At 34.2% G+C, this 23,199-nt stretch carries 13 protein-coding genes; 7 read left to right on the forward strand and 6 right to left on the reverse strand.

From position 1 onward, the window contains the following. Nucleotides 1–81 precede the first annotated feature (81 nt). From BM246_RS01520 to BM246_RS01545, 6 genes are all read right to left on the reverse strand, one after another. Nucleotides 82–1,500, reverse strand: coding sequence for a sulfatase family protein (locus tag BM246_RS01520; protein ID WP_074935488.1), 1,419 nt, complete (start codon nucleotides 1,498–1,500; stop codon nucleotides 82–84). Nucleotides 1,501–1,563: 63 nt separating this feature from the next. Next, on the reverse strand, nucleotides 1,564–3,093 hold the full coding sequence (locus BM246_RS01525; RefSeq protein ID WP_074935489.1) for a sulfatase: 1,530 nt from the start codon (nucleotides 3,091–3,093) through the stop codon (nucleotides 1,564–1,566). 21 nt (nucleotides 3,094–3,114) lie between these two features. After that, nucleotides 3,115–4,596: a sulfatase family protein gene (locus BM246_RS01530; RefSeq protein ID WP_083415669.1), complete on the reverse strand. Its 1,482-nt coding sequence runs from the start codon at nucleotides 4,594–4,596 to the stop codon at nucleotides 3,115–3,117. A gap of 96 nt (nucleotides 4,597–4,692) precedes the next feature. Further along, the gene (locus tag BM246_RS01535; protein WP_083415670.1) at nucleotides 4,693–6,231 is read right to left on the reverse strand and encodes a RagB/SusD family nutrient uptake outer membrane protein; all 1,539 of its coding nucleotides are present in this window, start codon (nucleotides 6,229–6,231) and stop codon (nucleotides 4,693–4,695) included. 24 nt (nucleotides 6,232–6,255) lie between these two features. Beyond that, a complete protein-coding gene (locus BM246_RS01540) occupies nucleotides 6,256–9,486 on the reverse strand; it encodes a SusC/RagA family TonB-linked outer membrane protein (protein ID WP_083415671.1) in 3,231 nt (1,076 codons plus the stop codon). Nucleotides 9,487–9,808: 322 nt separating this feature from the next. Then, nucleotides 9,809–11,248 (reverse strand): sulfatase family protein, encoded by a 1,440-nt coding sequence (locus BM246_RS01545; protein WP_074935754.1) that lies wholly within the window; start codon nucleotides 11,246–11,248, stop codon nucleotides 9,809–9,811. Nucleotides 11,249–11,535: 287 nt separating this feature from the next. On the opposite strand from BM246_RS01545, the gene BM246_RS01550 reads away from it, so the two are divergent. The 7 genes from BM246_RS01550 (at nucleotide 11,536) to BM246_RS01580 (ending at nucleotide 23,161) form a co-directional block, all read left to right on the forward strand. Next, complete coding sequence (locus tag BM246_RS01550; RefSeq protein WP_074935492.1) at nucleotides 11,536–13,293, forward strand: alpha-L-rhamnosidase-related protein; 1,758 nt, start codon at nucleotides 11,536–11,538, stop codon at nucleotides 13,291–13,293. A 4-nt stretch (nucleotides 13,294–13,297) separates the two neighbouring features. Continuing rightward, nucleotides 13,298–14,818: a sulfatase gene (locus BM246_RS01555; RefSeq protein WP_074935493.1), complete on the forward strand. Its 1,521-nt coding sequence runs from the start codon at nucleotides 13,298–13,300 to the stop codon at nucleotides 14,816–14,818. 3 nt (nucleotides 14,819–14,821) lie between these two features. Continuing rightward, nucleotides 14,822–16,156: a family 43 glycosylhydrolase gene (locus BM246_RS01560; protein ID WP_074935494.1), complete on the forward strand. Its 1,335-nt coding sequence runs from the start codon at nucleotides 14,822–14,824 to the stop codon at nucleotides 16,154–16,156. A gap of 1 nt (nucleotide 16,157) precedes the next feature. Beyond that, nucleotides 16,158–17,618, forward strand: a complete 1,461-nt coding sequence (locus tag BM246_RS01565; RefSeq protein WP_074935495.1) for a sulfatase family protein — start codon at nucleotides 16,158–16,160, stop codon at nucleotides 17,616–17,618. A gap of 44 nt (nucleotides 17,619–17,662) precedes the next feature. Further along, nucleotides 17,663–18,943 carry a T9SS type A sorting domain-containing protein gene (locus BM246_RS01570; protein ID WP_074935496.1) on the forward strand — a complete coding sequence of 427 codons (1,281 nt, stop codon included), beginning with the start codon at nucleotides 17,663–17,665 and terminating at the stop codon, nucleotides 18,941–18,943. Between the two features lie 61 nt (nucleotides 18,944–19,004). After that, a complete protein-coding gene (locus tag BM246_RS01575) occupies nucleotides 19,005–21,581 on the forward strand; it encodes a beta-glucosidase (protein ID WP_074935497.1) in 2,577 nt (858 codons plus the stop codon). 74 nt (nucleotides 21,582–21,655) lie between these two features. Further along, on the forward strand, nucleotides 21,656–23,161 hold the full coding sequence (locus BM246_RS01580) for a sulfatase family protein (protein WP_074935498.1): 1,506 nt from the start codon (nucleotides 21,656–21,658) through the stop codon (nucleotides 23,159–23,161). Nucleotides 23,162–23,199: the final 38 nt, after the last annotated feature.

Here is a 23,199-nt window from a genome sequence, read left to right on the forward strand (position 1 = left end):
TTATTTTAGACATAAGCTTAATCTAGTCCTCAGATTACATTTTAGGCGGACTAACTACTTAAACCTCAACCTGTAAATGTTTTATTTTTTACCTACTTTAATTTTTTTATTGAGCTTTCCATCTAGATAATAATCAAAATAGGCGTTAGCATTTTTAGACATTTCTCCTTTTGAAAACCCGGTTGGAGTCAATCCATTACTCCATGCCAATAATTCTTTTTTTAACTCCTTAACTATTTCCGGATGCTTAGCAAGCAAATCATTCTTTTCTTCAATATCCTCATCCAAATTAAAAAGATATTCTCTATCATCACCTTTCAAGAATTTCCATTCACCTTTTCTAATGGCCGATTGTCCTCCCCATCTCCAACACAATTTATCATGAGGAGCTCCCAATTTTTCTCCGTTTAAAAAGGGAATTAAATTAACACCATCTAACTTATCATCTGTTGATAATCCTGCCAATTCTACTGCCGTTGCAGCAAAATCCATGGAGGACACTGGGTGCTTATATGTTCCTTTTACCAATTTATCTTTCCAATACACCACGAAAGGGGTCCTGATACCTCCTTCAATTAAGGTGCCTTTTTCACCATTCAATGGATCGTTTAAAGAACCATCCCATCCAGGACCACCCCCAGGTTTATCTTCTTTTGTAATCTTTAAAGGTGCGCCGTTATCTCCAATAATGAAAATAACCGTATTGTCTGTTAAATTATTTTCATCTAAAGTTTTCATAATTTCTCCAACACCATCATCTACAGCTGAAAGCATGGCTAAAGCTTGACGACGACGTTCTGGCATTTTACCAGGGAAGCGATCCAAATATTTTTGTGTCGCATCCAATGGCACGTGTGGTGCTCTATATGCTAAATAGAAAAAGAACGGTTTATCCTTATGCATTTCTATAAAAGTTGTTGCCGCTTTACTACACGCATCTAAATGATACATTTTAGTAGTTCCAGCAGCTAAAGGAATAGACTTACCTTCAAAATTAAAATTAGCCACTCCTGGTTGCGCACTGTTTTTGTAAAACACATGGTCGAAACCATGTTTGGTTATTTGATTTCCAGGGCCCAAATGCCATTTTCCAGCCATACCAGTAGCATAACCAGCACTTTTAAGCCTGTCCGCAATAGTGGTTTCTGCATCAAATCCTTCCAAAGAATCACCATTAAGTTCTAATCCAAATCTAGATTGGAAACGTCCTGTTAAAATACCGCCTCTAGATGGCACACATTGCGGCGCTGTAGAATATCCACTTTCCATACGCACCCCATTACGAGCTAAATTATCTATGTTTGGAGTTTTAACATCATTTTTGATACCTTGAATTGAAAGATCTGAATATCCATGATCGTCTGTATAAATGACAATGAAATTTGGTTTGGATTTTTCTTTATTAACACCACTTTTTTTCGCGGTGTCGTTTGTACTTTGACATTGCGCATTTAAAACGCAAAAAGCAAAGGCGAATGCTAGTTTTATATAAGATTTCATAAATAATATTTTTTTTATAGTTTCTAAACACTAATAGAACACCCTAGAAATGGGTGTTTTTCTTTAATTAATTTCTAGTTTCTCTCCTTTTAATCCTTTTAGTTGTTTTCCAACATTTTCTGGTCTGTACTTGGTTATATCGAATTTTGGATTTTGAATGGGTATAATAGCTTTTGTATCTTGAATATGTTTCTCAATTAATTTATCTAATTCCGTAACTTTTTCCGGATATACTTTGGCTAAATTATTATGCTCGCTCACATCCCATTTTAAATTATATAATAAATAATCGTGCTTAAAATCATTTCCTTGATGAAATAACCTAATTAATTTCCAATCTCCAGAGTGCACAGACATTGCTGTTGGCAACCAATCAGGAACTCCTGGTTGATGCGGAAAATATGTAAAGACCCCTTCTCTTTTTACATCTTTACCTTTTAAAGTTTCGGTAATATCAATACCATCAACAGTGTAATTTTTAGGCATTTCTAAACCTGCTAAATGCAACAACGTTGGATAGAAATCTGTAGACTGAATTAATGCATCACTCGTTGTTCCAGGTGCAGTAATTCCAGGATATGAAATAACTGTTGGCACTCTTACGCCGCCTTCAAACATCGTTGCTTTTCCGCCACGTAAAGGTCTATTGCTTGTTGGTGGAGCTACATATTCTTCTCCGTTTGGTAAAACATCTGTTACCCCATTGTACATATTCCCTCCGTTATCACTCGTGAAAACAATAATGGTGTTTTCGCTTAAATTTAATCTATCCAATTCATCTAGCAATCGTCCAATGGCATCATCCATAGAATGAATCATTGCTGCATAAGTTGCAGAATGTTGCGCATCCGTTAAATCTACTTTTGTTCTATAATATTTTTTTAGAGTTTCCTTGGCATCAAAAGGCGCATGCACAGAAAATTGCCAATAATTCATAAAAAATGGCACAGACTTATCTATAGATCTTAACCAAGAAACGGCTTCGTCTGCCATTCTATCTTCTATGTGTTCTTTAGTATATTTTTCTTTAAAACTTGGATATTTCCATGGAGCAACAAAACTACCTGCAGGCCCTGGCCCTGGCCAATGTGGAATATCAACATCAAAACCATGTTCTAAAGGAGAATAAGGTGTTTTTCCTAAATGCCACTTTCCAAAATGTGCTGTTTGGTACCCCGCATTTTTAAATTGTTTACCTAAAGTTGGTAATTGATTATCTAGTCGTGAAACAGATTCTAACATGACCGCTTTATTCCCAGGAGCTGGATTTTTTTGTAGTGTTGCTTTTAATTTCACCTCTCCTAAATGTGCAGTAGGCGCTGTAATACCCGTTCTAGCCGGTGTTTGTCCCGTTAAAATACTTGATCGTGTTGGAGAACATAATGGACTTGCTGCGTAAGCTCTTGTATAAGTAATACCTCTAGCGGCCAAACGTTCTAAATTTGGAGTTTCGTATAGTTTAGTTTTACCGTAAAGTGTAACATCGCTCCAGCCTAAATCATCAGCTAAAATAAAAACTACGTTGGGTTTATTTTGAGCCTCTATTCTAGTGATTAAGGCACAAGTTAAAATTAAAAAAAACAGTTTTTTCATCTTAATATTTTTATCGAATTATTATTTGTTTTTAGCTTCAAAAAGCTCAACAGGATTTTTGGTATAATTATACTGCCATGTTTCTTTTGGCTGAACGGATTTAAACTCATCAGCCCCATAAAAGTCATCATGGTATTTATCCATCCATTGGTAAGTCAACTCTTTGAGACGACTCTTAATAACTTTGTATTCTGGATCTTCATATAAGTTATTTAATTGGTATGGATCTTTTATTCTATCAAACAAAGTATTGGTAATAGGGTTATTATCTTTATCCATAGAAAATGTAAATTCTTCTGTAACAACACCTCGCCAATTAATGTTATTTGCATGGCCAAGACGATATACCCAAAGTGGTACATAATTATCTTTATTAGATTGGTTCTTTATTAATGCCGCCGACAAATCACGACCATCAAACTCTTGTTTCGTATCAATATCCAAATACCCTAAAAGGGTAGGTAAAATATCTAAAGTCCCAAAAAGCGTTTTTGTTTTTAAGCCGCTTTTTATTTTCTTAGGATATTTAATGATAAACGGAATTTTGTTAGAATAATCGTGTGGGTATTGCTTTGGCAAAACGGCGTTATGAGATTCTAACATATCTCCATGATCTGCAGAGAATGCTACCAAGGTATTATCTTCCACATCCATACTCTTTAATTGATCCATCAATCTACCTAAAGCAATATCTACTCCTGTAACTTGTGCCATATGGCCGTGATACATGCGTCTTCTATCTGGAGTATCTTCTAAACCAGGACGTAAAATTATAGAATCTCGATTATACAAATTCATCAACTCATCCTCTGTGTCGTATCGATAATGCATTTTACCATCCTCTCCTTTAAACTTGCCCCAATCGTGTGGTGGATGTAAAGACAAAATTATGGCGAATGGTTTGGTTTTATCTATTTGCTTTAAATAATTAATAGCTTGACGTGTTTGCCCATAGGGTTCCCACTCGCTAAAAAATTCCTTTTCCCCGTTTTTATTCCAAAAAAAGGCTTTCCCTGCCCTAAAATCTACATGACAGTTGTTGGTTAAAATAGTATCGAAACCATAAGTTAACGCTTCAGGAATAGGTCTATCTCTATCGCCCCCCAATAAATGCCATTTTCCAAAATACGCGGTTTGATAGCCTTTTTCTTTTAATATTTCTGCCAACAAATTTGTTTTATTAGGCAATAAAGGCGCATCGTTAACAAAGGCTCCATTTTTTAATGGATGCATGCCACTCATTAACATCCCTCTAAAAGGTGTACAAACGGGTTGACTCGAAAATGCATTTTCAAGTAACATGCCTTCGCTGGCAAGCTTATCTAAATTTGGTGTTATTATTTGTGTATTGCCATATGCTCCAACCATATCGGCAGAGTGTTGATCTGAAAGTACTATAACAAGGTTTGGTGATTTTCGCGAAGTTATTTCACTAGATTCTAAAACTCTAGACTTACAAGACAACAGTACAGCTAAGCTAAATAATATATATATACATCTCATATTCTATACTGTTATGACAGTAAAAAACTAATTATTGTTTAGTAATAAAAGCCACAAACATAAAATTTGCGGCTTTTACTCTTCTAAAATGTTATACTACCATCCTGGATTATTAGGCAATAAATTTGGATTTTTACTTATCTCAGCATTAGGTAATGGAGATAAAATAAATTTATCATCCCAACTATTATTTGGGTATCTCCATTTTCTTAATAAGTGATCTTCAAACTCTTGTTCTACAGTCCCCCAACGTCTTAAATCGAAAAGTTCTCCCATTTCAGCATAAAGTTCTCTTGTTCTCTCTTCTCTAATAATGGTTCTTAGAGCAACCGGATCTGTTTCTGTAATTTCACTAGCATTTACTCTATCTCTAGCAATTTTTAAATATGGCAATGCTTTTGCTGCCTCTCCATTTTCATTATAAGCTTCTGCCAACATTAAAAAGGCATCAACATACCTATAAACAATATGATCTTTTGTGTGCGCTACATTATTTGTAGCTCCACCATCCATGTATTTAGTAGAACATATACCACTTCTACCCTGATAAGTCGTTCCACGCGATACAAGCGGGGTTGCTTTATATGGTACTTCATTACCTGTACGCTTATTGATATATGTATTTTGATATCCTTGAACCAATCTCACATCATCAGCCTCGTAAAGATCTAAAATAGCAGGATGCCATGCTAATAAATAATTACTACCATTTGCTGACTGTATTCCTCCAACAGTGCTTAAGTTAGGATTTGCCCAAACAGGTAATACGCCTCCAAGTCCATTTTCGTAAATATTTCCAAATGCAAAAATAATTTCTTTATTTCCTTCATTAGAAATATCGAATATTCTTCCCCAATTATCTTCTAATGCCACATCGTAATCTTGAGGATTATCTGCCAACGGCTTTAAAACCTCTATAGCTTTTTGATAATTCTCTGTTCTTTCCAAAGGTAATCCTGCAGAAGTTAAATACACTTTACCCAATAAGAAAGCTCCTCCTGCTTTTGTTACTCGGCCTGAACCTGTTTTAGTCCAAGTTACTGGTAAGTTCTCATTTGCAAATATTAAATCTTCAATTATTAAATTATAAACATCTCCTACAGAGCTTCTTCCTTTAAATAAAATATCTGGATTTGCCGATGTTACTGGTTCTGTATAGATAGGTAAATCGCCAAAAACTTGTGTTAACTGAAAATAAGTATATGCACGCATCCATCTTGCTTCTGCTAAATAGCGATTAGCTATTTCTGGTTGTTCTGTAAAAAAAGGAGATAAAGGCATATTTTTAATAATCGTATTAGCCCGTCCAATCGCAATAAAACCAGTACGCCATATACGGTCATACCTAAAAGGTTGTTGTTCTGGAGTTAAATAAGCTGAATGAATAGCAAAACCAAGACTCCTAGAAGTAGCATATTTACTTCCTGCCATAGTTCCTATCATATACATATCCTGCTCCCAAACAACATGCTTAAACGCTTCGTAAATCCCAAGATTTTGAGCTTGTAACTGATCTTCATTTTGATAAAACGTATCACTACTGTAGGTTGAAAATATTTCCTCTTCTAAGGCAGTATCACACGATACAAGGCCTACAATCATTAAACAGAAAACTATTATATGTTTAAGTTTCATAATATATTTTTTTATTTTAGACTATTAAAATGTTAAGTTTACTCCTAATGTATACACCTTTGGTCTTGGGTAAGCCGAATAATCAATACCTCTATTTAAGGCGCCATTTCCATTTGTACTAACTTCTGGATCTGGCCCGGTATAGTTTGTAATAGTAACCATGTTAGTTCCTGTTGCAATTATAGACGCATTTTTAAAAAAGGGAACCTTTCTTAAATTGTACCTCACACTTAAGTTTTTAAGTCTAACATAAGAACCATCTTCTACATAAACAGAATTTGGAATATTAACAACTTCAGGACTTCCATTACTTGGGTATCTGATATCGTTATGCTGATCATCTAGGGTCCAACGGTTTTTAAGATAATCTTGAGAACTATTAGCACCTACCCAACCAGAGCCAATAAAACCTCTATTCAGATTAAGAATATCATTACCGAAAGAGCCTTGTACGAACATGGAAATGTTAAAATCTCCAATCTTAAATTGATTGTTCCATCCGAAGAAAAAATCTGGATTAGGATTACCTATAACTTGCCTATCTTCTATACTTATTACGCCATCTCCATTAAGATCGTCAAACTTCCATAACCCTGGTGTATTTGCTTGTGGGTTACCATTACCATTGTTATTTCGAGCTGTGGTTGCAAAAATTTGAACATCGACTGGATTACCATCAGAATCTATCCCTGGCTCAGTTCTAATATTGAAGTTACCATTAGCGTAATCTACTAAATCGTCCACTTGAATTAACCCTGTAACTTTGTAACCATAAAACAAACCTAATTCTTGTCCCGGAGCTGTTCTTGTTCCATCTATTCCAAAGAAATTGGTCGCTAAATTAGGCCCTTGAATAAACTCATTTGTACCATATTCAATCAACTTAGTCACATTTTTCGTCCAATTTAGTTTGGTTGTCCACGAAAACTTTTCATTATTAAAAATATCATACCCCAAATCTATTTCAATACCCCTATTTTCTAATTCACCATCATTAATTGGTATTGATCCAAAACCATTCTGTAATGGTATTTGTAGGTTGTTTAATAGATTATCAGTTATTCTTTCATAAACATCCACCGATGTTCTTAACCTGTTTTTAAAGAAATTTAAATTTACACCTAAATTTAATGTTCTACTCGTTTCCCAAGTCAGGTTTTTATTTGCAATACGTTCAGAAAAAGTAGCAGTATTTAAGGTATTGTCTGTTAACCCTATTCTACCTATTGCATAAGTATCTAATGTTGAATACGGCCCTACACCAATAGAACTACCAACTTCACCATAAGAGACTCTTAACTTAAATTGAGAAATGGATCTTATTTTTTTCATAAATCCTTCTTTATTTATATCCCAAGAAAGCGCGGCCGAAGGAAAGAATCCCCATGGCTCTCCTTGACTAAATTTAGAATCCCCATCATTTCTACCTGTTGCTGTAAAGGTATATTTCTTTTTGTATGAATAAACAAACCTGAATAATAAGGATTGGATATAATTATTTGATTTAAAAGATTTAGGATCCGAAATAGTTCCTGCCAACTGGATAGCATCTACGCCTAAATCATCGAATGTAAAATCGTTATACAGTGTGCTTTTTCTAAAACTTGTAACATCGGTATAACTAGCACCAGCCGTAACATTTATGTTATGACTATTGAAGTTTTGATTATTATAATTTACAAATGATTCGGCTGTAAACCTATTAGTTTCAGCATCAGAAAGAAATAAGCGTCCATTAGCGTTTCGTCCAGATCGTGTTTTTTTGTTTTGAAAACTTTGATTTGTATTATTGTTATAATTAAAACCAATTCTATTGGTCCAGTTTAAACCTTTGGCTAAGTTATACACCCCACTTGTAGAGAATATCATCGATTTACCTCGCACAACATTATCTGCTTGCGTTGCTTCAATTAAAGGATTTTGTACAATTTCGCCTTCTTGGTCAAACTCATTCAAGTCGCCAGCTTCATCAAATAAACGAACATATGGGTTAATCCTCATGGCCGAAAAAACAACACCTGCCAAACCACTTCTTGCACTAGTTTGCACCCTTTGATTTTTGGTGTTATTTAATTGAAGATTTGTATTAAGTGTGAAATTATCACCCACTTTCATTTTAGAATTATATCTCAAATTCATTCTGCGAAATACAGAATTTATAATATTACCTTCATTTTGATTATAATTCACAGATAATAGCTGAGAAAATGCTTTTGTACCACCGGAAATACTAAAATTCACAGTATTATTAAAACCTTGTCTAAAAATAGCATCCATAAAATTGGTACCTACACCAGCATTTTCAGGTAGCGGTCTATTTGGTTCTGATCCATCAAATTGAATTCTATCATCATCTACCAATTGTTGATACGTTAATTGTGGAGTTTGTAATACCGTTCTATCATTTGCAAATTGAGCAAACTGGCTTGCTGTGGCTAACTCGTAAGGTAATCCAATACTGGAAATAGAGCTTTTAAAAGACATCTCAATTCTTGTTTTTCCTACCTTTGCTTCCTTGGTTTTAATTAAAACAACACCATTTCCTGCTCTAGCACCATAAATGGCGGTGGCCGATGCATCTTTTAAAACTTCTATACTTTCAATATCATCTGGGTTTAAATCTGCCAACGGGTTAGTACTTGTAAAAAAGTTATCGCCTTCTGCCTGAGTATCTAAACCTAATGGAATACCATTTATTACATATAACGGCTGACTACTTCCACTTATACTATTTATCCCCCTAATATTTACAGAAATCCCTCCGCCTGGTTCACCTGAATCTTGAGAAACCAATACACCTGAAGCCTGACCTTGAAGGGTCTCAGTTATACTAGTATAAAATTGATCTTCTAAATCTTTACTTTTAACAGAGCTTATAGCACCTGTTACATCTTCCCTTTTTACCGCGCCATAACCAATAACAACCACTTCGTTTAATGATTGAATATCTTCCTTTAAAGTAATATTTACAGTACCCGAACTATTTATTGGACGTTCAACAGATACAAACCCAATATATCTATAGACTAATGTTTTAGATCCTGGCTTTAAAGTGATTTCATAATTACCATCAAAATCTGTAACCGTCCCATTGGATGTTCCTAATTGTACAACAGCAACACCTGGTAAAGGTAAATCGTTTGAAGATTTAATAACACCTTTAACAATTTCTTGAGCATAACTTCCTAAAGAAAGCATAATAAAGAAAAAGAATAGAATCTTCTTCAAGACATTCTCGTAATTAATTAATTTCATAATTTAGTTTTTAATTTTTTTTAATCTTGATGATTAATGGTTTATTCTAACTCCAACAATATTAATATAATCTTAACATAATTGCATCCTGCCGAATCTGCAATAACAACTTTTAATACAAGATACGCCCTTAAAACAATAACAAACAGGAAACAAAAAGAACAAAAAAAATGCTTTCATCTTTCTTCTGTCACTACCTTTGGAAGATACAACACTAGTAATTTATTGAAACAAGACTTTATTTATCTCTATTACGCAAGAAAAGACCACCACTTATACACTTATCTTTTATACTATAAAACCTATTTACTTTTATAAAACGTTAACGTATGTTTTGTCGTGTCTTTATTTTTGCTGGATTTTCAACTTCATCGTGTGTTTCCTTTCGCCATGTCTTCAATGCGTTTTTTAACTCCATTTTTTTTGTATTATAATTAGCATCGTTAGCCAAATTAACAAGCTGATATGGATCTGTTTTAATGTTATAAAGTTCCTCTTCCGGCCGTCCAGATTCTAGTAACCTTAAAATTTTACACTGTTTTGGATGGCTAAACTTAGCCTGTATAGTAGCCTCATAACTTCTATTATTCCAACCTTTAACATCACTTAAATCTGCAGGAAGTAAATAATCTTTATTTGGCATTAAGTTTTTAATAAAATAAAATTCACCATCAAAAACCATACGACTTGGGTAGTGCTCCTTTGGATTTGGTCCATGAGAATTATGCTCGCCAAAAATATATTTTCTGCTCTGTATTTTTTTTGCTCTACCAGATAAAATAGGAATTAAAGATTTACCTTGAACAGTCTGGGGTACAGGAATATTTAAAAAGTCTAATATAGTAGGCATAATATCTACATGAGAAACTAACGCCTCAGAGATTTTATTCTTTCTAATATTTGGACCAACAACAGCGAAAGGCACATGTAATCCTTCGGCATAAGCTGAGGCTTTCGCTCTATGATAAGGTTGACCTTGATCGGAAGTAAAAATAATTAGGGTGTTTTCTAATTTCCCTTTAAGTTTTAAAGCCTCTATAATACTTCCCGCACAAGCATCGGCTAACTGTATACACCCAAAATATTTACTCAAATCCTCGCGCATTAACGGCGTATCTGGTAAATATTCTGGAACAGTAATGATACTTGGGTCTACCATATATTCAGGAAACTCATTCATATGAGTGTCAAAATTTCTATGTGGCGGCGAAATATTTGCTTGAAAAAAAAACGGCTGACTTCCTGCATTATCTATAAATTCTGAAATCACCCTTTTATACTCCTCCGGATTATTATGAACAGGATTCCTATCTGAATATGGAAATTTCCAAGGTGGACTCATGTGAAATTTTTGAGTTATAGCTGTGAAAAACCCATATTCCTTCAAAACTTCTGGTAAAGTTTTAATGTATTCATGAATACCTACTGCATCAACCGTTGGAGATTCTTTTCCAAAGAAACTATCTGGATCACTTAATTTTGGTGTTATGGTATTTCTCCAATGCCCATTTGCATGCGGAAACATACCGGTATTAATAGAACTTCTACTTGGCGAACATGATGGTACGCTAGCATAAGAATTAGTGAAACGCATACCTTTTCTTGTAAACTTATCAAAATTAGGTGTTTTAATACCTTTTGTTCCATCTATGGCTGTATCATAACCTTGATCATCTAATAAAATAAGTACAACGTTTAATGGCTGTGTATCCTCAATTCGTTCTTTTACATCGTTTTGACTTTTACAACTTTGAAACAGCATAGAAACACTAATGATTAGAAGAGTAAATCGAATACTAGCAAAAAACATAAAATCACATATTAAATTAGTCCTCAAAAATATTAAATATAATCCCCTAATGTATCCTGCTATATCTGCTATACTCCTTTTTTATATCAATGATTTTAAACCAAAAACAAGTAACCGCCTTTCATTTAATATATAAAGGCAACAGGTTTCAACAGGATACTATTTATTGTATTCTGAGGTACTTTTACAAGCCAGTGTAACACATAAAAATTATTAATCTTTTTCAATAAAGTCAAAAAATGAAAAAAACACACGCTATATTATTGGTTTTCCTTTTAAGCCAAACCTTATTTTTCGGGCAACTCCCTCCTATTTTCAACGAAAGTGATGAAGCTAGAGCGAGTCATTCAAAAATGGTTAAAACCTATTTAACCCCGCAAAAAATCATTTGGCAATCGGATAATACAGATACGTATATCCAAAACGAAGAAACCTTATTAAAAAAAGGAAACGGCCAAGTAGCTGTGAATGATAAAAATCAATTCAGATTAATAAGCACAGACACTCACAAACCCGGTATTATTTTAGACTACGGAAAAGAAATTCATGGTGGTGTAAAAATATCAATGGGCATTAGACCGAGTAAAACACCACTTAAATTAAGATTGCGTTTTGGTGAATCGGTCTCAGAAACCATGTCTGATGTTGGTGGTGAAAATACAGCAACAAACGAACACTCTTTAAGAGATTTTATTATTGAAGTCCCATGGTTAGGCTCTGTGGAAGTTGGAGAAACTGGGTTTCGTTTTCTTAGAATTGATTTAGTTGACGCTAATGAAAACGCACCATTAAAAGAAATTGCAGCAGCATTTACATATAGAGACATTTCCTATTTAGGCTCCTTTGAAAGTAGCGATAAACGTTTAAATGATATTTGGCTAACAGGTGCTTATACTGTGCATTTAAACATGCAAAGTTATTTATGGGACGGTATAAAAAGAGATCGTTTAGTTTGGGTTGGCGATATGCATCCCGAAGTGATGACGATTAATACTGTTTTTGGAAAAAATAGTATTGTCCCTAAAAGTTTAGATTTGGCAAGAGACCAACACCCGTTACCACAATGGATGAATACCATTAGTTCGTATTCAATGTGGTGGTTATTAATTCATAAAAACTGGTACGATTATCATGGTGATTTACCATACTTAAAAGAACAAGAAACCTATATGATTGCATTGTTAGATCAGTTAAGCACTTTTATAGATATCGATAATAAAGAGGTTTTAAACGGAATGCGTTTTTTAGATTGGCCAACAAGTACAGATCCTAAAGCTATTCATGCAGGCTTACAAGCTATGATGATTATGACTTTTGAAGCTGGGTCGGACATTATGGGAGAATTTAACAGACCCGATCTACAGAAAAAATATAAAAAAATATCTAAAAATTTAAAGAAACATATCCCTGAAGGCAACACAACAAAACAAGCAGCCTCCTTAATGGTATTGGCAGATATTGCAAAAGCAAAACAAATTAATTTAGAAATTTTAACAAAAAACGGCGTAGAAAATATGTCTACATTTTATGGCTATTATATTTTAGAAGCTATGGCTAAAGCCGATGATTACAACGGGGCTATAAATGTTATTAAAGACTATTGGGGTGGCATGTTAGATTTAGGTGCTACAACGTTTTGGGAAGATTTTAATATTACAGAAGGCAAAATTAGCGGAAGAATTGACGAAGTTCCCACTGAAAACAAAAGTGATATTCATAAAGATTTTGGAGCCTTTTGTTATGTAGGATTAAGGCATAGTTTATGCCATGGTTGGGCAAGCGGACCAACATCTTGGTTAACACAGCATGTATTAGGCGTAAATGTTTTAGATGGCGGAAATACTATAAAACTAGAACCACACCTTGGCGAGTTAGAATTTGTTAACGGTACGTTTCCAACAAAATTTGGAGTATTAAAAGTCGGTCATAAAAAAGAATCTAACGGTAAAATAACAACATCTATAGAGGCTCCAAAAGGGTTAAAAGTAATTCAATAAATTCATGATAAAAACATTAAAAACCTTTGGTTTAGCAACGCTTCTTGCAAGCGTACTTGCATGTGGTTCTCACACAAAAAAAGAGATAAAAACAGTAAAACAACCTAATATTATTTTCTTCTTAGTTGATGATATGGGTTGGATGGATACCAGTATAAACGGAAGTGAATACTACGAAACCCCTAACATGGAGCGGTTAGCAAAAATGGGAATGAAATTTACGCACGCCTATGCAGCTAACCCGCTATGCTCGCCAACCAGATCTAGTATTTTAACAGGTCAAGACCCTGCAAGAGTTCGTATTACTATGCCTGGAGGCCATTTACCTCCAAACCCAAATCAAGATTTAAGTGCAAAAAAAGGAGCGCCTTGGCAAAAAATGGCAACACCAGATTCAAGAACCTTTCTTACTACAAATCAATTTACTATTGCCGAAGCCTTAAAAGAAAATGGATATACAACCGCTCATATTGGTAAATGGCATTTAGGTCAAAAAGGCTATTGGCCAGAAGATCATGGATTCGACATAAATATTGGCGGCCAACAACATCCAGGACCTCCAAGTTATTTTTCGCCTTATAAAATACCGAATTTACCAAACGGAGAAAAGCACGAATACATAACAGATAGAGTTACAAAAGAAGCGATTAACTTCCTTGAAAATCAAACTAAAGACCAACCTTTTTTCTTAAACGTATGGCAATATGGTGTGCACGCCCCTTATCAAGCACCAAAAGCATTGATTGCTAAATACGAAGCTAAAAAAGACCCTCGTGGCAAACAAAACAGCCCGATTATGGGTGGCATGATGGAGAAAGTAGATGAGAGTTTAGGTGCTATCTTAGATAAATTAGAAGCTCTTGATATTATGGAAGATACGGTTATCGTTTTCTATTCTGATAACGGTGGAAACATGTACGACGTGGTTAATGGAGATTTTCCAACCAACAACTACCCTTTAAGCTTTGGTAAAGGAAATATCTATGAAGGCGGCATTAGAGTGCCTTGTATTGTATCTTGGATAGGTAAAATTAAACCAAATTCTACTTCAGATGAAATCATTCAAAGTACCGACTTTTATCCAACCCTATTAGATATCACAAATACAAAGCAAAACCCAGAGCAAAAACTAGATGGTATATCGTTAAGTGACTTACTAACTAAACAAAAACCATTAAACAGAAAAGCTGTATTTTCTCACTTCCCTCATTATGTTCCCGCCACCGGCAACTATCCTACAACAGCAGTATGGCACGAAGATTATAAATTACTAAAAGTGTATGGTGAAGGACCTAACAGAACTCCCGAATATAAATTATTCAACTTAAAAGAAGATATTTCTGAAAGCAATAACATTGCGGCAAATGAAGAAAAACTAGTTCAGAGCATGACAAAAATGCTCGATAATTATCTTAACGATATTGATGCTCTAGTTCCTGTAAAAAATCCTAATTATAAAAAAGGAAGTAAATCAAAATTTGGAATACCCCCAATATTTCCTATTAAAAACTATCCAAGCTACTAATACATGAAAATTATTTCAAACTCTTTATTACTCTTTTTAACTATACTTATAAACTCTGGCAGCTTATATTCTCAAAACCCCATTATAAGAGGCTATGCAGATCCCGCCATGAAGGTTCATGATGGAAAAATGTATATGGCTATTGGCAAAGACGATGCTATTGGAAACAAAGGATTTAAAATGACCTATTGGACTATTATTTCATCTACCGATTTACGAGATTGGAAAGTTGAAGCACATATAGATCCAAAAGATACTTATTTAGGTGAAGCTAGCACAAGATGTTGGGCCGCAGATCTTGCTTTTAAAAATGATAAAGTGTATTTCTACTTTTCTAACGCTGGCGAAGAGACAGGGATGTTGGTTGCAGATAAACCAGATGGTCCTTACGTAGATATTTACAACAAAGCCTTTTTACCAAAGGAAATGTCTAAAAATTATGAATATGACCCAACCACTTTTACAGATGACGATGGGAGACACTATCTGATATACGGTAGAAATGGGTTTATTCTTAATAAAATGTTGTACTACCAACTTATTGAATTAAACGATGATATGGTCTCACTAAAAGGAGAACCAATTTCGTTAAAAACCGATACCGAATTTGGTTTTGGAGAAAAAGGGAGAGCTAGAGATCATCAATATTTTCATAAATATGGAGACACGTATTATTTAAGCTGTGCAGGAATTTATAGAACGTCCAAAAACATAGAAGGCCCTTACGTTAATGAAAGAAGTACTGGACAACCCAAAGGACACGCTAGTTTTGCAAATTACAATGGGCAAAGTTACCATGCTTGGGAATTTACTTGCGCACCTTATGACAATAGAGCATATCGGCAAGTTATGATGACTTATTTACACTATAAAGATAATGGTGATATGATTAGCGACCCCAATTTTATAGAAACTGGTAAATATTATGAAACTGGTGTAGGAAGCTATAGTGCGCTATGGAAAAGCATTGAAGCCGAATGGTTTTTTAAAAAGTCTGAAGGCATTCAGAAAAAAGAAGGACAAGATGGTTTTGTTTTGAAAAACATTCAAAATAACGACTATGTAAACTTTCCAAGCATCATAAAAATGGATGCTAATACTACTATTAATTTTGAGGTGGCTTCAAAAGTTGATAATGCAACCATAGAAATTCGATTAGATAGTCCCACAGGAGAATTATTAGGGACCTGTAACATACCAAATACAGGCAGTTGGTACAGTTATAAAACCGTGTCTACCCCATTAAAAAACAAAAAGAAAACGCATAATTTATATTTCGTTTTTAAAGGAGATAAAGGAGAACTGGTTCATCTTAACGCTTTTTATTTTAGTAAATAATATGAAAAAATACATCCTATTAACTTTAATGGCATCGCTTTTTTTTAGCTGCAAAACGATGCAATCACAAAGTAAAAACCCAACTAAACCAAATGTTATCATTGTTTTTATAGATGATGAAGGTTATGGCGATGTGGGAGTCTATGGAGCTACTGGTTTTCAAACGCCTCATATTGATAAAATGGCAAGTGAGGGTATGCGCTTTACTAATTTTTACGCAGCACAACCCGTATGCAGTGCATCTAGAGCTGGAATCATGACTGGATGCTACCCAAATAGAGTTGGCATTAACGGTGCGTTATTTCCATTTCATAACACGGGATTAAACTCAGATGAGTACACTATAGCTGAAATGTTTAAAGATCAAGGTTATGCAACAGCTTGCATTGGTAAATGGCATTTAGGTTGGCAGAAAGAATTTTTACCATTACAACATGGTTTTGACGAATTTATAGGATTACCATACTCTAACGATATATGGCCTTATAGTAGCCAGACAGGAGAAAGACTTCCAAAAGATAAAGGACGTGGTAAGCTTCCTGACTTGCCTTTAATTGAAGGCAATAAAACGATTAGTTACATTACCAGTTTTGAAGATCAAGATAACTTGACCACTATGTACACTGAAAAATCTGTAGAATTTATAAATAAAAATGCAGATAAGCCTTTCTTTTTATACTTGCCGCATAGCATGGGACATATTCCTTTAGGAGTCTCTGACAAGTTTAAAGGAAAAAGTGAACAAGGCATGTATGGCGATGTCATGATGGAAATTGACTGGTCTGTCGGAGAAATTACAAAAGCCTTAAAAAAGAATAATATTGAAGACAATACCATCGTTATTTTCACTTCAGATAATGGCCCTTGGCTTAGTTTTGGTAATCACGCAGGATCTTCGGGTGGTTTAAAAGAAGGAAAACTTAGTAGTTGGGAAGGCGGACAACGTGTGCCGTTCATCATTCGTTATCCAAATAAAATCCCAGCAGGAACGGTTTGTAATAAATTAGGTTGTGCTATTGACTTACTTCCTACTCTAGCAGCAATGTCAAAAGGAAAATTGTCTGAGAACAAAATTGATGGTGTTGATATAAGTTCACTTTTTAAAGGCGATTTTTCATCAGAACCACGAGAAACTATTTTGTACTACTATGGTAAAAATAATCTAAACGGCGTTAGAAAAGGAAATTGGAAACTCATATTACCTCATACATACAAAAGCTATCAAAACGACATAGGAAACGATAGAAAAAATGGTAAAAGGAAAAATGTAGTTATTACAGAACCCCAACTATTTGACATGACTCGTGATCCTGGGGAACAATACAATGTGATTGCAACATATCCTGAAAAAGAAAAAGAACTCATGAAAGTCGTTGAATATGCCCGTAGAGAATTAGGAGACTTAAATGTTGGTTTAGCAAAAGGAACTGGAAACAGAGCAGCTGGACATTCAAATAATTAAATATCTCCAACAAATACAAATTATATTTTACAATAAAAAATGCCATGAAAAATAAATTATCAGTAGTTGTAGTTTTAGCTTTTATATTAGCAAGTATAAATTGCCATAGCCAATATGAAGTTTGGCTAGGAACAACTTGTACTCCAAGAAATTCTATTTTCAAAAAAGAAACTTGGGCAAATACAGCTCAATTAGTTGAAGGCTTAAACATTAATAATACACCTGTAAATCCAGCAGCAGGAACACCAAGTGAAGGAGAAGAGTCTCTGACTACTGGTCAATTTAATAATCTAGTCAACACTTATGAATTAGGTGGAAAAAATGGTTTTATTCCAGTTCCTAGAACATTTTTTAAAAGTGATGCTTTCCCTGACAGAGATGATTTAATACCTTTTCTAGAAAATAGATTTGCACAAGTTGATCAAGCAGGCTATACGGTTAATGGGATTATGTTTTTTGATAATTTTGTAGGCAGCGACCCAAGCACTAGAGTTGTTTACAAATATACTTTAGAAGAAGTTCAAACCATGAGAAATTGGTTGGATGCTAACCGCCCCAATGTTAAACTCATCTATAATGCCCGAAATAATGGTGCTGAAAGTAGAGGCTGGTGTGAAAGCCCTTTAGTAGCAAATGTTGCTATTGAAGCAAAACCTCAATTATGGTATAATAATGGGGGTTCAAGGCAAACGTTGCTTAAATGGCTTTGGACCAATCCTAACACCATCAACAAACGTATTATTTTTCAAGTTCCCGTAAATACAATGACCAATCCTTATGGAACACCTAACGGTTTTCAACAATTTAGAGATTTTATGAGATGGCTTGGTAAAGATCTCATGGATTTTAATTTTATGAGAAGTAATAGAGTGGTTATTATGCCTGTAACCTACAACCCTGCTTTTACATTTTATCCAGAAACCATAAACGATGGTACTACTTATGATAATACTATGACAGGAATTGCTTTATCCCTTATAGAACAAAGACGTTTATTTCAAGGTTTAGACGGCACTCCAACACAGGCTCAAGTTTATGATAACACTAGATATGCAGCATTATCTACAAATGACTTTGAACTTGATGATAGTGCTATCAAATTATTTCCTAACCCATCAAAAAAAGGGCATGTTGTTAATTTCAAAAATTTAAAATCTGATGATATTGAACAAATTATTGTAACAGATATCACAGGAAAAATAATTCAATCTCATTCTAAGGGTAATACTATAAAAATAACCAATGCCGATACTGGATTATACTTTGTAAAGTTCCGTTTTGATAATGAAAATAATTTCATCACTAAAAAATTAATTATAAATTAAAGATAACATAGCTTTTACTTACTGTATTAACTTATTTCCGTTCCTAATAAAATAAAATCATATGAAATTAGTGTCAATTATTACTTTATTAATTCTTTCATCTTGTGCTTCAAATACACATAATAATAATAATAATAATAATAATATTCAAAAACCAAAATATAATGCTACACCAAAGTATAATGAGTTCTTTACTCCTGCAATGGAAACTGCTGTAGAAAATATACTTAAACAAATGACATTAGATGAAAAGCTAACTATGTTGCAAGGTGATATAGACGGACATGCACCTCCTAGCAGAGGTTCGGCTGCAGTAAAACGTTTAGGTGTAGGTGCCATGATTTTTTATAATGGTCCTAGGGGACTACAGACTTCATATAAAAGCACACTTTTCCCCACAGGTATTGCGCAAGCTGCAAGTTTTAAACCTGAATTGGTTAATAAGATTGGAGCAGCTATTTCTTCAGAATTACTAGAAGCAGGCTGGGATATTCTAGAAGCACCTTCAATCAACATTATTAGAGACCCTTTGAATGGAAGAAATTTTGAATATTATACGGAAGATCCATATTTAAATGCAAAAGTAACAAGTGCATTTATTATAGGTGGACAAGGTGCAGGTGCATTAAATTCTGCCAAGCATTTTATAGGAAATAATAAAGAACAAAATAGAGGTCAAGTAAATGCTGTTATTGATGAACGAGCGTTACATGAAATTTACTTACCCGCATTTAAAGCAGCATGTGAAGTTGGAGTATTGAGTATAATGACTGGTGCAAATAGAGTTAACGGACCACATGCCTCTGACAATCCGGATATAATCAATATATTAAAAGAAGAATGGAATTGGCCCGGTTTTTTATATACAGATTGGAACGGGGTACAAACATCAAAAGAAGCTTTTGAAGCAGGTTTAGACTTATCTATGCCAGGAAAAGTTAGATCTCCTTTTTCTGTTAATAAAATAAAACCTATAGCGAACGCAAGTCAAACTAATTTACTAGCCTTAGATGATAAAGTGAGACGTTTATTACGTGGTAATTATTTTGCAGGAAAAATACCTGGATCTCCAGCGAAACCAACAGTAATTGTTGATTATGATAAACATCACCAATTGGCATTTGATGCTGCATTGGCAAGTATGGTGTTGGTTAAAAACAACAATAATATATTACCTATTTCTAATAAAACAAATAAGATAGCTGTACTAGGACCTATGGCGAATAAAAAATTCTTTAAAGAATCTGGAGGAAGTTCAGGTGTTAGAGGGGTAATGTATGAAATATCAGCGCTACAAGGTCTTAAAAAAAGATTTGGAGATAAAGTTACGAATGTACCTTTTTCAATCAATGAATTATACAAAACCATTGCAGCTCCTAACGTATATCATATTGATAAAACTGGTAAAAAAAGAGAAGGGTTCTTAGCTACTTACTCAGGTAAACACCCTAATACTGATAAAAAAAATATCGTATACCATAATACTCCCGATATTAATTTTAATTGGGAAATGGCTGCACCTGACCGTGATGAATTAAGCTCTGATAGATATATTGCAGAGTTTACTGGTACACTAGTTCCTCCAACATCTGGAAATTATACCATTAGAATAAAAGGGAGTCAGCAAGTAACACTTGAATTAGATGGTAAATTGGTTTCTAACAAAATGTTTATCCAAAGGTTTCGTGAGTCTACAATGAGATTAGAAGGCGGAAAAAAGTACGAAATCAAACTTACGTTCCGTAAAGCTCGTGGTGATGGAAATATTCAATTATCTTGGATAACTCCAAATTCTGAGCAACAATTAAATGACAAACTTGACAGATCCGTGGAAGCAGCTCGTAATGCAGAATTTGTTGTTTTAGCTGTAGGTTTAGATCATAATACCGAATCTGAGGGTATGGATAGATTAAGTATGGGACTTCAAGACTATCAAGATAAATTGATAGAGCGCGTAATAGCTGTAAATCCTAATACTGCCATAATACTATACGGAGGAACACCTATGGCTATGCCTTGGTTTGATAAAGCTCCTGCCCTAGTCTTACCTTGGTATGCAGGAATTGAAAACGGAAATGCATTGGCTTCCTTATTAGCTGGAGACAATGATTTTGGAGGAAGAATGCCGATAACTTTTCCTAAAAAATATGAAGACTCACCGGCAGCACCTTTTCGCCAAAACTCAGCTAAAAATGATACTATAGAACATCATGAAGGTGTATTTGTTGGATATCGTTGGTTTGAAAGTAAAAAAATTGAGCCATTAATTCCTTTTGGTGCAGGTTTAAGTTATTCAACTTATAGTTACGGAAAACCAAATATAAAAATAGAAGGTAAAAATGTGACTGTAAGTATGACAGTAAAAAATACAGGAAACGTAGAGGGTATAGATGTAGTTCAGTTATATATACACGATCAGCAATCTACTTTTCCAAGACCATTAAAAGAATTGAAAGGATTTCAGAGTATTCAATTAGCACCTGGAGAATCCAAAAACATTTCCTTTAAACTTGATGAAAGTTCATTTTCTTACTTTAATCCCGACACACATAAATGGTGGTTAGAACCAGGTAAATTCGATATATTAATTGGCCAATCGTCCAATAAAATTTTGCAAAAAATATCAATTACACTCTAATCAACTTTAAACAATTAATTATAAATTAAAAGGATTGCAATAGGCTTTTTGAATACGCTTTTTTTATCAATTTTATGGAAACTCTAAAACAAATAGCTTTACTTATTACACTCTGCATTTTCGTATCCTGTAAAGATAAATCTGAAGAAAAACAAACTTCAGAAGTCAAATTAAAACGACCAAACATCATTTTTTTAATGGATGATCAGCATCGTTATGACGCTTTAGGAATCATCAATAAACAAGTCCTCACGCCTACTCTAGATAGTTTAGCAAAAGCAGGTGTCTTGTATAATCAAGCCGTTTGTCAAGCCCCTATGTGCGTGCCTAGCAGAAACTCTATGATGTTGGGTTTATACCCAAATGAAACAGGTGTTTATAGAAATAGTGACGGCTTAAAAGATGAAGATGTTCCTGTAAAAACCATGGCAGAATATTTTAGAGATGCAGGTTATGAAACGGCTGGTTTTGGAAAAACCCATTGGGGGAAATTTAAAACAAACACAAGAGGTTTTGAAACGCGCTATGTTTCTGAAATAAAAGAAGATGGTGCCATTAGTATGCTTGAAATGAATCCTGAATCTAAAAAACGATATGATGCCGAAATAAAGGATATGGGTGCAGGAGAAGAAAACAATTTAGGATATCTCGGGTTTACAAGTAAATTGGATGAAACAGATCACAGAGACGGATGGATTACAAAACAAACCATCAACTATATAGAGAATAGAAATGACGACAGACCTTTGTTTTTATATCTGTCTTATATGAAACCGCATGCGGGACATAACGTTCCAAATGGATACGAAGATTTATATGATTTAGATAGTATCACATACTCAAAACAACCAAATTGGGAGCAAGATCAATCGCCACATTCAGAAGGAGTCAACAGAAGAAAAATGTATGAAGACTATTGGAAAAATGCATCAGCAAAAGATTGGAAATTAATGACTATGCGCTATTACGCCAATGTAACTTGGATAGATGATATGATGGGACGAACTCTAAAAGCCTTAGAGCGAAAAGGCTTATTAGACAACACTTTAATCGTCTATACTTCCGACCATGGAGAAATGTTAGGCTCGCGTTATTACAAATTCAATAAATATAATTTATATGATGCTAGTGTACGAGTGCCTATGATTATTTCGGGAACAGCTTTACCAAAAGATATAAAACCAAACTCAGTTGATGATTTATCTGCTGAAAACACAGACCTCTTGCCTACTCTGTTAGAATTTTCTGGAATAGATCAAGACAAACCTTTATTAGGAGAAAACCTCTTCAATAAAAATAGAAACGAAGCTACTTTTTCAGCCTTACACGAGCGTCCTGGAGAAGCTGCTTTTATGTGGCGTACAAAAAACCATAAACTTATTTTAGTCTTCAAAAGAAAAGAAAATGCCTTTTATTATTCTGAAAAAGATATTATTACTGGCGAGTTTTATGATTTGAAAGAAGACCCAAAAGAATGGAATAATCTATTTAATAATTCTGAAATTTCTTCACTTAAAAATAAATTTAAAACTCAATTATTGGCGCATTTACACAAGCTAAAAAACAAACATTCTATATAGTTTTCCAGTAAATATGCGACAGAAGTAACAGGATGCAT

Origin of the sequence: Algibacter lectus (genome assembly GCF_900112395.1) — a bacterium.
GTDB classification, from domain to species: Bacteria; Bacteroidota; Bacteroidia; order Flavobacteriales; family Flavobacteriaceae; genus Algibacter; species Algibacter lectus.